The following is a 10,631-nucleotide window of genomic DNA, read 5'->3' as shown; positions in this document are numbered from 1 at the left end:
GGGCTGGCGCTCGGCGCGTCCGCAGCACCGCGACCGCGAGCACCAGCCCGCCCGCCGACATGCCCACGGCCGCGCCGAGCGCCAGCCCGGCGATGCCCCAGCCTGGCGGCATGATCAGCGTGAACACCGTCTGGGCGGCCATCATCACCAGCCAGCCCGCGACCGTGCCGACGGCGGCGGCCCGGCCGTGCCCGGCCGCGTACAGGACCTTGCCCAGGTGCGCCATCAGCGCGTATCCGGCCAAGCCGGGCGCGAACAGCGTGATCGCCCGCGTCAGCTCGCCCGGGTCGATCTCGCTGACCGCGCCGCCCAGGAAGATCGGCGCCACCGGCGTGGCCACCGCCGCCAGCAGCCCCGCCGCGAGGCCGGAGACCAGCAGCACCGCCCTGCTGGTGGCGGCCGACGCCGCAGCGAACCCCGCCGTGTCGCCGCCCTGCGCGCGGGTGGACAGCAGCGGGAACGCGCTGGTCGCGATCGGCAGGGCGAGCACCGCGTACGGTACGTGATAGATCGCCCACGCGAAGTTGTAGACGACGATCGCCCCCCCGCCGACCCCTCGGTTGGCCAGCACGACGGTCAGCGCCATCGCGGCCTGCTGGGCGAGCAACGCGGCGAGCCCGGCCATCGCCAGCCGCCTGACCACCGGCCCGACCCCCTCGGGAAACCGGAACGTCGGCCGCAGCCGCAGCCCGAGCCGGGCCGCCGGGCCGATCACGGTGAGCACGAGGGCCAGTACGCCGAGCGTCGTGCCCACGGAGAGCACCAGCTCGGCGGGCCGCGGCACCGCGAGCGGATCGGTCACCTCACCACGGAACGGAACGAACAGCAGGTAGGCCACGATCACCACGATGCTCGACACCAGCGGCGCCACGGCGGCACCGGCGAACCGCCGGTGGGCCTGGAGCACGCCGTACAGCACCACGGCCACTCCGTACAGCGGGATCTGCGGGGCGAATACGACGAGCATCCGCGTGGCCACCGCCACCACGGCCGCCGGGTCGCAGTTGTCGGGATGGCCGGTGAACAGCCGGATCACCGGCTCGGCCGCCAGTGCGGCGACGACGGCGAGCGGCACCAGCACGGCCACCACCCAGGTCAGCAGCGCCGAGGTGACATGCCCCACCGTGGCGCGGTCGGCCGCCGACGAACGGGCCGCGGCGGCGGCCAGCACCGGCACCACCATCCCGGTCAGCGCCCCGCCGACCACCACCTCGAAGACCATGTTCGGGATGTGGTTGGCGGTGAAGTAGGCGGTGGACAGGCAGTTGGTGCCCACGGTGCGGGCCAGGGCGAGCTGCTTGCCGAATCCGGCCAGCCGGGCCACGACCGTGATGACGCCGATGAGCACCGCCGCCCCGGCCACTCCCTGCCCGAGCCGCCGCAACACGGTCTGTTCAGACCCCCGAAGGCTCGACCGGCTCGACCGGCTCGACCTGGTCGGTCTTCTTGGGCTCCACCGGACGGCGGCCCAGCATGTCGAGCCGGTTGAGGGTCGGGTCGGCGGCGATGACCTTGGTGAAGCTGACCTTCTCCGAGGCCGCGGTCAGCGCCGCGACGGTGCCGAGCACCGCCAGCCGGCCCGGCCGGCCGAGCGTGGTCACCGCGGCCAGGCCGAGCAGCGCGCCCAGCGCGTTGGCGCCCGCGTCGCCGAGCATGGCCCGCTCGCCGAGGTCTTCGGGCAGCAGGGCCGCGGCGGCGCCCAGCGGCACGGCGGCCGCGACCGCGGCGGCCGGGGAGCCGCGCAGCACCGAGGCGGCGAGCAGCGGCCCGCCGGTCAGCAGGCCGACCTTGATCGCCCGGCCGGGACGGAGGTCGAACAGGTTGGCCAGGTTGGCGCAGCCGGCGATGACCGCGCCGTTGACGACCATGTCCAGCGGCCCGCGCGAGACCAGGGCGGCGGCGGCCAGGCCGGCCCCGCCGATGCCGAGGATCTTCACGGCGCCGCTGGTCACCTCACCCCTGGCCAGCGCGCCGAGGTGGCCTTTGAAGCCCTTGGAGGACGCCACGCCGTACAGGTCGTCGTAGGCGCCGAGGGCGCCGCTGCCCACGCCGGCCAGCAGCGCGGCGGCGCGGACCTTGGGCGGCAGGCCGGGGACGACGGCCGCCGCCGCGCCTGCGCCCGCCGCGAACGCGGGGCCCTCCAGCAGGGTGATCGGTTCGCCACGGTGGTTGGTCCTGGTCCAGGTCGCCTCGCCGCGGGGCGGACGCCGGCGCAGGGCGGCGTACGCGGTGCGGGCGGCGACGGCGCCCAGCACGGTGCCGAGCACGGCGCGGGCGGCGGCGGACAGTCGGGGACGGGCGGCCATGGTCAGCCTCCGGATGAGCTGCTGGGGGTGGACGTGGGTACGGGAGACGGCCCGACGGACGAGGCGCCGGCGCCGATGCCGTACTGCCCCGCGCCGCCGGAGAGCTGCTCGCGCAGAGCGTAGACCAGTGTGACGCGTCCTGTGGGTTGTTCGCCGTTGTCGACGGTGGAGACCGCGGCCGCCGCCTCGCTGGAGTCACGCAGCGCGGCCACGATCCCGCCGGGCGAGGCCGAGGCAACCGGCCCGGTGAGCACCGTGCCCCGGTCGGCCGCGTCGAGCCCGCGGGCCAGGGCCACGACCGCGGCGTTCTGTGCCTCGGCGTGCTCGCCCTCGAACGGCTCGCCGGGCGCGAGCACCACGGCCAGCGAGGCCCGCAGCGCGGGATCGCCGCGCATCGTGATCAGCGCCCCCTCCTGGAAGGCCCCGAGCACGCCGGCCGCCGCGGGGTTCTCCCTGCCCACCTGGGCGCTGTCGGAGGTGACCACCGCCGCCGCGAGCACCGCCGCCGCCTTCTCGTACGGCGTGGCGTCCACCGGGAACGTCATCTCGGCGGGCTTGGCGGTCATCGCGAGCTGGTCGATCACCCCGCTCTGCCGCGGGTCGAGGGACTTCTCGGTCAGCGCGACCTGACCGCTGACCGCCGCGTCCGCGTCCTCCAGCACCTCCTGCACCGCCTCGCGGTCGCTGGTGGTGACCCCGGGCAGCTCCACGATCAGGACACGCTCGCCGTCCAGCTCTTGCTGGACGAGCCTGCGGGTCTGCCCGGAGATCAGCGCGTCGTTGCCGCGTTCGCGAAGCTGCAGATCGGTGATCTGCTCCTGCAGCCCGGCGTTGCGCTGGCGCACCTGCTCGACGGCGGTGTTGGCCACGTAGATGGCCGGGTCCTGGAGGAACGTCGAACCGAGCACGATCCCCACCGAAAGGGCGAGGAAGACCGCGACGATGGAGACGAGGTGATAACGGAAATCGATCACGAGAAGAGTCCGACCAGCCAGAAGATGAAGGCGTTCCAGAAGTCCCGCAGGCCCTCCAGCCAGATCTGGCCGACGGGCGAGATCCGCAGCGCCACTCCGAAGGTGACCAGCGTGGTGATGACGAGCAGCAGGAGGGAGGAGTTGGAGATCCGGCTCCGGTAGAGCCTGCTGACGCCCTTGGCCTCGATGAGCTTGCCGCCCACCCGGAGCCGGGTCAGGAAGGTGCTCGCCATGCCCGAGCGGCCCTTGTCCAGGAACTCCACGAGCGTGTTGTGCGTGCCGACGGCCACGATCAGGTCGGCGCCCTTGTCGTCGGCGAGCAGCATGGCGATGTCCTCGCTGGTGCCGAGCGCGGGGAAGACCACCGCGTCGCGGCCCAGCCGGCGCACCCGCTCCAGGCCGGGTGCGCGGCCGTCCCGGTAGGCGTGCACGACCAGTTCGGCCCCGCAGGTGAGGGCCTTGGTGGAGACGGAGTCGAAGTCGCCGACGATGACGTCGGGAAGGTAGCCGGCCTCCAGCAGCGCGTCCGCGCCGCCGTCCACGCCCATCAGGACCGGCCGGTACTCCCTGATGTAGGGACGCAGCGTGGCGAGGTCTTCTTTGTAGTGGTAGCCCCGCACCACGATCAGGACGTGCCTGCCCTCCAGCGAGGTGCGGATCTGTGGCACGCCCACGCCGTCGATGAGCAGGTCGCGTTCGCGCCTGACGTATTCCATGGTGTTGGCGGCGAACGCCTCGATCTGCACCGACAGCCCGGCCCTGGCCTCGGCCATCGCCGCCTCGACGGTCTCGGTGGTCTGGACGTCGCCCTTGCCCACCACCTCGTCGCCGAGGTAGATCACGCCGTCGTTGACCCGGACCACGTCGCCGTCTCTGATCCGCTCGAACAGCTCGGGGCTCGCGTTGTCCACGAACGGCACGCCCGACTCGATGACGATCTGCGGGCCCAGGTTGGGATAACGCCCGCTGATGCCGGCCGCGACGTTGACGACGGCCGCCGCCCCGCACGCCACGAGCGCCTCCGCGCTGACCCGGTCGACGTCGACGTGGTCGATGATCGCGATCTCACCGGACTTGAGGCGCTTGGTCAGCCTCTTGGTCCGCCGATCGATCCTCGCCACTGCCGTCACCCCGGGAAGGTCGTCTGCCTTCCAGCGGCGGAGGCCCGGAACCCTCATGGTCGGCACCTTCATCACGCCCATCCTGCCAGAGTGAACGACTTCACCGACGCCGCACGGCGTGGCGTGTCGGATATGTCACATGGAGTAATGGAATCGAATCGCCTCGATGCACAGAAGCGGACAATGCCCGGGAACTCCTGCGTCATGCGCGATCGGCGGCGGCGATCGCGAGGAGTTCTTCGGCGTGCGCCCGGCCCAGCTCGGAGTCCTCCAGCCCGGCGAGCATCCGGGACAGCTCCTTGACCCGGCCCTCGTGGTCGAGGGTGACAACGCCGCTGCGCACCACGCTGCCGTCGCTCGCCTTCTCCACCACCAGGTGCTGGTCGGCGAACGCGGCCACCTGCGGCAGGTGGGTCACCACGATGACCTGCGCGGTACGCGCCAGAGTGGCGAGCCTGCGGCCGATCTCGACCGCCGCCTTGCCGCCCACCCCCGCGTCCACCTCGTCGAAGACGAACGTGGGCACCGGGTCGGCGCCCGCGAACACCACCTCGATGGCCAGCATGACCCGGCTCAGCTCGCCGCCCGAGGCGCCCTTGCCGAGCGGCAGCGGCGGCGCGGCGGGGTGCGCCGACAGGCGCAGCTCCACCTCGTCGAGCCCGTGCGGGGCGAAGTCGGCGGCCTGGGAGAGCTGCACCACGATCCGGGCGTGCGGCATCGCGAGAGCGGCCAGCTCCCTGGTCACCGCCTCGCCGAAGCGCTGCGCCGCCGAGGTGCGGACCCGCGTCAGATCGCCCGCCAGGGCGGTGAGCCGGTCGGTCAGCTCGTCGTACTCGCGGGTCAGCTCCTCGATGCGGTCGTCGTCGCCCTCCAGGTCGGCCATCCGGGCGGCGGCGCGCCCGGCCCATTCGAGCACGGCCGCGGCGTCTTCGCCGTACTTGCGGGTCAGGCCCGCGAGCTGCGCCCTGCGCTCCTGCACGGCGGCCAGCCGCAGCGGGTCGGCGTCGACCGACTCGGCGTAGGCGGCCAGTTCGGTCGCCACGTCGGAGACCAGGTATCCGGCCTCCGCGAGCCGGTCGCCCAGCCCGGCGAGGGCGGGGTCGAAGTCGCGTACCGCGTCCACGGCGGCGCGGGCCGCGCCGAGCAGCGAGATCGCGTCCTGGCCGGTCTCGGCGCCGCTCATCGGGTCGCCGAGCAGCGCGCCGTGCGCCGTGGTGGCGGCCGTGCGCAGCGCGTCGGAGTGGGACAGCCGCTCCTCCTCCTCGCGCAGCTCGGTGTCCTCGCCGGCCTTGGGATCGACCTTCTCGATCTCCTCCAGGCCGAACCTCAGCACGTCGGCCTCCTGGGCGCGCTCGCGCGCCTTGGAGGTCAGCTCGGCGAGCCGGCCCGCGACCTGCCGGTGGCGGTTGTAGGCCAGCTCGTAGGCGCGCAGCGGCTTCACCAGCTCCTCGCCCGCGTAGCGGTCGAGGGCGGCGCGCTGCCTGGCGGGCTGGAGCAGCCGCTGCTGGTCCATCTGGCCGTGTACGGCCACGAGGTCGTCGGCGAGGTAGGTGAGGGTGCCGACGGGCACCGTGCGCCCGCCCAGCCAGGCGCGGCTGCGGCCCTCGGCCGAGACCGTGCGGGCGATGATGAGCTGCCCGTCGTCGACCTCGCCTCCGGCGTCCTCCACCTGCTGGGCGACCCGGCCGCCGGCCTCGACCAGCAGGGTGCCCTCGACCCTGGCCCGATCGGCCCCCGGCCGCACCCGAGAGGGATCGGCACGCCCGCCGAACAGCAGGCCGAGCCCGGTGACCACCATCGTCTTGCCCGCGCCGGTCTCGCCCGTCACGACGGTGAAGCCCGGCGAAAGCTCCAGCACGGCCTCGTCGATCACGCCGAGACCGCCGATACGGACCTCCTCGACCCTTGGTCGCACTGGTCCCTCCCGTCACATACCAGCCACCGAACGCGTGTGCGGCGCGTGCCAGACGATCCTACGCGCTTCCGGCCCCCCGGAACCTGAACGCGGGCGTCACAGCACGCGCACCCCCGGTGTTCCCGGTGCTCAAAACCCCCGTGTACGGCCACGCCAGCCCTGAACGGGCAGGTCGAACTTGGCCACCAGGCGGTCGGTGAAGGGGGCTCCGGTGTCGTCGATGCCGTGCAGGCGGGCCAGGCGGACCGGTACGTCGGCACGCCGTATCTCGACGCGCGCGCCGGAGGGCAGGTCGAAGCGGCGGCGTCCGTCGCACCACAGCACGCCGCCCGGCGTTTCCGGGAGGATCTCCACGGCCAGGGAGGCGCGCGGCGAGACCACCAGCGGCCGGGCGAACAGGGCGTGCGCGCTGATCGGCACCAGCAGCAGGGCCTCCACCTCCGGCCAGACCACGGGTCCTCCGGCGGAGAACGCGTAGGCGGTGGAGCCGGTGGGGGTCGCGCAGATGACGCCGTCGCAGCCGTAGCGGGACAGCGGCCTGCCGTCGATCTCGGTGACGACCTCCAGCATGCGATCCCGCTTTTCCACGGTGGCCTCGTTGAGCGCCCAGGTCTTGGCGATGACCTCGCCGTTGAGCCGGGCGACCACTTCGAGCGTGAGGCGTTCCTCCACGTCGTACCGGCCGCGCACGACGCTGTCCACGGCGTCGGCCAGGTCGTCGACCTCGGTCTCGGCCAGGAATCCGACATGGCCGAGGTTGACCCCGAGCAACGGGACGCCGCTGGGCCTGGCCATCTCGGCGGCGCGCAGGATCGTGCCGTCGCCGCCCAGCACGATGATCATCTCGGCGTCGTCGGCGGCGCCCTCCGTGGCCGGGACGACCTCCACTCCCGGGCAGGCCACGCCCTCCGCCTCGGAGTCCAGGACGCGCACGTGCATCCCCGCCGCCACGAGCCTTTCGATCACCTGCCGGGCCGCGTCGATCGCGGCCCCGCGCCCGGTGTGAGTCGTGATCAGGATGGTTCGCTTGGTCGTCACTACCGTGGCCCTTCCGCCACCGCCCGCTCGATCTCCGCCGCGAGGTCGGGGACGGGCGGCGCCCCCGCTCCCTTGCCCAGCCACAGCAGATATTCGACGTTGCCCGACGGGCCCGGCAGGGGGCTGGCGGTCACCCCGCGCACCACCAGGCCCAGGGCGTGCGCGGCCTCCGCCGCGTCCCGTACGGTCTGCGCGCGCAACTCGGGATCGCGTACCACGCCTCCCGCGCCGACCCGGTCCTTGCCCACCTCGAACTGCGGCTTGACCAGCATGACGAAGTCGGCGGCCGGCGCGGCGCAGGCGTGCAGGGCGGGCAGCACCAGCCGCAGTGAGATGAACGACAGGTCGCCCACCACCAGCGTCGGCGGCTCTCCCACATCGCCGGGGGCCAGGTCTCTGACGTTGACGCGCTCCATGACGGTCACGCGCTCGTCGGTGCGCAGGGACCAGGCGAGCTGGCCGTACCCGACGTCCACCGCGACGACATGTGCGGCGCCCTCACGCAGCAGGACGTCGGTGAAGCCGCCGGTCGAGGCGCCCGCGTCCAGGCAGCGGCGGCCCCGCACGGCCAGCCCGAGGGGGCCGAACGCGGCGAGCGCGCCGAGCAGCTTGTGCGCGCCGCGCGAGACGTAGTCGGGGCCGCCCTTGGCCTGCTCGGCGACGACGATCGCGGCGGCGGTGTCGACCTGGCTGGCGGCCTTGGCGGCCACCTGCCCGCCGACGCTGACGCGCCGGTCGGCGATGAGCCGGCCGGCGTGCTCACGCGAGCGTGCCAGCCCCCTGCGCACCAGCTCGCTGTCCAGCCGGACCCGTCTGCTCACCCGGGGCCCCGCTCATGCGGGTACTCGGGCACGGGCTCCCGGCGATCCACCTCGCCGGCCGCCCCCTCGTGCCCGTCGGCGGAGGCCAGCGCGCGTTCGAGGCCCGCGTGGATCTCCTCGAACACCGCGACATGCTCGCCGACGGGCAGTGCGGCGAGCCGGTCCAGCCCGGCCGGTGCCTCTTCGGCCGCGCCGCCGGCCCGTTGCGGCAGATCCGTCATTCGCCCCCTCCGGGAAGGTCGTACGATCGCGCGTGTGCGCCGCTGCCCCGACCGTATCCGACGGCCGCCCCCACCTGGCGCGCCAACCTGGCGTTGCGGCGCCCACGAGCGGCGGATTTGCCGTAGTAGTTGATTGGAACGCTACCGTCCCTGGACAAGGACGGTTTCGGGCGGTCCGCACGAGAAGGGAACGCGATCTATGGCGACCGTCGAGGAGTGCCGGGCGGCGCTGCGCAAGCTCGCCGAGCAGTTCGACGAAGTCGATGAGGAGACCAAGGCGAAGCATGTGGTCGAGCGGTCGGTGAGTTGTCACGTGCCCGACCTTGACACGACCTTCTACGGCCGCATCCATCACGGCGGTCTGGAGTCCCTCGACGGCGACGGCGGCGAGCCCGGCCGCCAGGCCGACATCCGCCTCACGATCAGCAGCGACGACCTGGTCTCGCTGGTGGACGGAGAGCTCGACATGGCCCGCGCCCTGCTCGGCGGCAGGGTCAAGGTGGAGGCGAGCATCGGCGACCTGTTCCGCCTGCGCCGCCTCCTCTGACCATCCGCCGCACGAGGCCGCCGCTGCCCAGAGGGCATCATGTTCCCGGCCGGCGGGGTTCAGTGCCCCAGGGCGGCGAGGGCCGGTTTCACCGCGTCCGTGGTCAGGCCGCCATCGCCTGCGGCCTGCCAGGCGGCCTGTGCGGCCGCGCGCAGCCCGTCCACGGGGTCTCCGGAGCCCGACAGGTGCAGCCGGTCCGATTCCCAGCGGGCGTGCCAGCCGGCGCAGGACCAGCCGCGCTCGCCGGCCGCCCGCCGTACGGCCGGGTAGGGCAGGTGCAGCGCCGACAGGTCGGCGGCGATGTAGGTGGGGCGATGCGCGGGGACGGCGGTGAGGACGTCGAGCGGGGTGGCGACGCCGGTCAGCACCAGCAGGCTGTCCACGCCCGCGTTGGCGGCGCCCTCGATGTCGGTGTCCAGGCGGTCGCCCACGACCAGTGGGCGGCGGGCCCCGGTACGGATCATGGACTCGCGGTGCATCGGGGGCAGCGGCTTGCCCGCCACGATCGGCTCGACGCCGGTGGCGGTGGCGATCACCCGGGTCATGGCGCCGTTGCCCGGCATCTCGCCGCGGCCCGACGGCATCGTGGCGTCGGCGTTGGAGGCGACGAACAGCGCGCCGCGCCGTACGGCGAGCGCCCCTTCGGCGAGCAGCCCGTACGACATGCCCGGCGAATAGCCCTGCACCACCGCGACCGGGCCGTCCGCGGCCGTGGTCACCGGGCGCAGGCCATGGTCGCGTACCGCCTGGCGCAGCCCCATGCCGCCCACCACGAGCACCGACGCGCCCGGCTCCACCCGCTCGGCGATGAGCCGCGCGGCCGCCTGGGCGGAGGTGACCAGATCCGCCGCTTCGGCGGGAATGCCCAGTGAGGTGAGGTGTTCGGCGATGGCGCCAGGGGTCCGGGAGGCGTTGTTGGTGGCGTACGCCAGCCGCACACCCGCCGCCTTCGCCGCCACCAGCGCCTCAGCGGCCTTCGGCACGGGCCGGGGCCCCAGGTAGACCACGCCGTCGAGATCCAGCACCAGCGTGTCGTAGCCCTCGACCAGAACGGATGTCAGCACGGTCGCAGATCCTACGTCCCCGCGCCGACCTCCGGCCGCGCCGCCCTTGGCAGGGGTGGGCGCCGCGGTGCTCCATGGCCGCTCCGGGCGACGCTCACCGGTCACATGGCCTCACGGGCGCGCAGGGTGGCGCGGACGTTCTTCAGTGCCGTCACGTAGTCCTTGTGGTCGGGGCGCATCGCCACGGCGATGGCCAGGGGCTCGTGGGCCGCCTCCATGTCGCCGGTCCGCCACAGGGCGAGGCCCAGGCCGAAGTAGGCGTAGTCCTCGGTGGGGTTGGCGTCGACGATGGACCGGAAGCTGTCGGCGGCCTTCTCGTACTGCCGGGAGTTGAACTGGGCGCGGGCCAGCCCCTCACGGACGCTGCGAGAGCCGGGCTCGGCCTCGGCCGCGCGTTCGAGCAGCGCCGCCGCGGCGGCCGGGCTGCCCTCGCGCAGCAGCTTCATCCCACGCTGGAACCACTCGTAGACGCCTCCGCCGGGGACGCCCTGCGCCGGCTCACGGGCCTCATCCGGAGTGTTTCGGCCTTCCACCATTCGTCAATCCCTTCCATCAGGACGCGGACAGGACCAGTGGCAGCGTGTTCGCGGGCAGGTGCGGGGGGCGGGAAGAGCCCTCTCGGGG

11 protein-coding genes are annotated in these 10,631 nt (G+C 73.5%); 1 reads left to right on the top strand and 10 read right to left on the bottom strand.

What is annotated here, in order from left to right; genetic code table 11:
* The 8 genes from murJ to C1I98_RS27840 form a co-directional block, all read right to left on the bottom strand.
* Positions 1 to 1,387 (bottom strand): murein biosynthesis integral membrane protein MurJ (gene murJ, locus C1I98_RS27875; protein ID WP_111170384.1); only part of this gene is annotated, 1,387 nt, incomplete at its 3' end.
* Between the two features lie 7 nt (positions 1,388 to 1,394).
* Positions 1,395 to 2,306: a hypothetical protein gene (locus tag C1I98_RS27870; RefSeq protein WP_111170381.1), complete on the bottom strand. Its 912-nt coding sequence runs from the start codon at positions 2,304 to 2,306 to the stop codon at positions 1,395 to 1,397.
* Positions 2,307 to 2,308: 2 nt separating this feature from the next.
* Positions 2,309 to 3,280 carry a copper transporter gene (locus C1I98_RS27865; protein ID WP_111170380.1) on the bottom strand — a complete coding sequence of 324 codons (972 nt, stop codon included), beginning with the start codon at positions 3,278 to 3,280 and terminating at the stop codon, positions 2,309 to 2,311.
* Positions 3,277 to 4,473 carry a putative cytokinetic ring protein SteA gene (gene steA / locus C1I98_RS27860; RefSeq protein ID WP_111170383.1) on the bottom strand — a complete coding sequence of 399 codons (1,197 nt, stop codon included), beginning with the start codon at positions 4,471 to 4,473 and terminating at the stop codon, positions 3,277 to 3,279. Before steA ends, C1I98_RS27865 begins: the two co-directional genes overlap by 4 nt.
* Before the next feature lie 130 nt (positions 4,474 to 4,603).
* Positions 4,604 to 6,316, bottom strand: a complete 1,713-nt coding sequence (gene recN / locus C1I98_RS27855) for a DNA repair protein RecN (protein ID WP_111170379.1) — start codon at positions 6,314 to 6,316, stop codon at positions 4,604 to 4,606.
* A gap of 129 nt (positions 6,317 to 6,445) precedes the next feature.
* Positions 6,446 to 7,354, bottom strand: a complete 909-nt coding sequence (locus C1I98_RS27850) for an NAD kinase (protein WP_111170378.1) — start codon at positions 7,352 to 7,354, stop codon at positions 6,446 to 6,448.
* Positions 7,354 to 8,175 (bottom strand): TlyA family RNA methyltransferase, encoded by an 822-nt coding sequence (locus C1I98_RS27845; RefSeq protein ID WP_111170377.1) that lies wholly within the window; start codon positions 8,173 to 8,175, stop codon positions 7,354 to 7,356. Before C1I98_RS27845 ends, C1I98_RS27850 begins: the two co-directional genes overlap by 1 nt.
* Positions 8,172 to 8,396, bottom strand: a complete 225-nt coding sequence (locus tag C1I98_RS27840) for a hypothetical protein (RefSeq protein WP_111170376.1) — start codon at positions 8,394 to 8,396, stop codon at positions 8,172 to 8,174. Before C1I98_RS27840 ends, C1I98_RS27845 begins: the two co-directional genes overlap by 4 nt.
* Positions 8,397 to 8,595: 199 nt before the next feature.
* Here C1I98_RS27840 and C1I98_RS27835 point away from each other — a divergent pair, with 199 nt between their 5' ends.
* On the top strand, positions 8,596 to 8,943 hold the full coding sequence (locus C1I98_RS27835; protein ID WP_111170375.1) for an SCP2 sterol-binding domain-containing protein: 348 nt from the start codon (positions 8,596 to 8,598) through the stop codon (positions 8,941 to 8,943).
* Positions 8,944 to 9,002: 59 nt separating this feature from the next.
* On the opposite strand, the gene C1I98_RS27830 is transcribed toward C1I98_RS27835, so the two are convergent.
* Positions 9,003 to 10,007, bottom strand: a complete 1,005-nt coding sequence (locus C1I98_RS27830; protein WP_199537268.1) for an HAD-IIA family hydrolase — start codon at positions 10,005 to 10,007, stop codon at positions 9,003 to 9,005.
* A gap of 101 nt (positions 10,008 to 10,108) precedes the next feature.
* A complete protein-coding gene (locus C1I98_RS27825) occupies positions 10,109 to 10,543 on the bottom strand; it encodes a tetratricopeptide repeat protein (protein ID WP_111170374.1) in 435 nt (144 codons plus the stop codon).
* Positions 10,544 to 10,631 lie beyond the last annotated feature (88 nt).

This window comes from Spongiactinospora gelatinilytica, from assembly GCF_003236385.1.
GTDB classification, from domain to species: Bacteria; Actinomycetota; Actinomycetes; order Streptosporangiales; family Streptosporangiaceae; genus Spongiactinospora; species Spongiactinospora gelatinilytica.
Note: the sequence above shows the minus strand (reverse complement) of the source record. Positions and strands in the feature narration are given on the sequence as shown.

Excerpts from the sequence above, each read along its gene's own strand:
- steA (WP_111170383.1), bottom strand. The coding sequence starts at position 4,473 with ATGAAGGTGCCGACCATGAGGGTTCCGGGCCTCCGCCGCTGGAAGGCA.
- C1I98_RS27840 (WP_111170376.1), bottom strand. The coding sequence starts at position 8,396 with ATGACGGATCTGCCGCAACGGGCCGGCGGCGCGGCCGAAGAGGCACCG.
- C1I98_RS27825 (WP_111170374.1), bottom strand. The coding sequence starts at position 10,543 with ATGGTGGAAGGCCGAAACACTCCGGATGAGGCCCGTGAGCCGGCGCAG.
- C1I98_RS27835 (WP_111170375.1), top strand. The coding sequence starts at position 8,596 with ATGGCGACCGTCGAGGAGTGCCGGGCGGCGCTGCGCAAGCTCGCCGAG.
- C1I98_RS27870 (WP_111170381.1), bottom strand. The coding sequence starts at position 2,306 with ATGGCCGCCCGTCCCCGACTGTCCGCCGCCGCCCGCGCCGTGCTCGGC.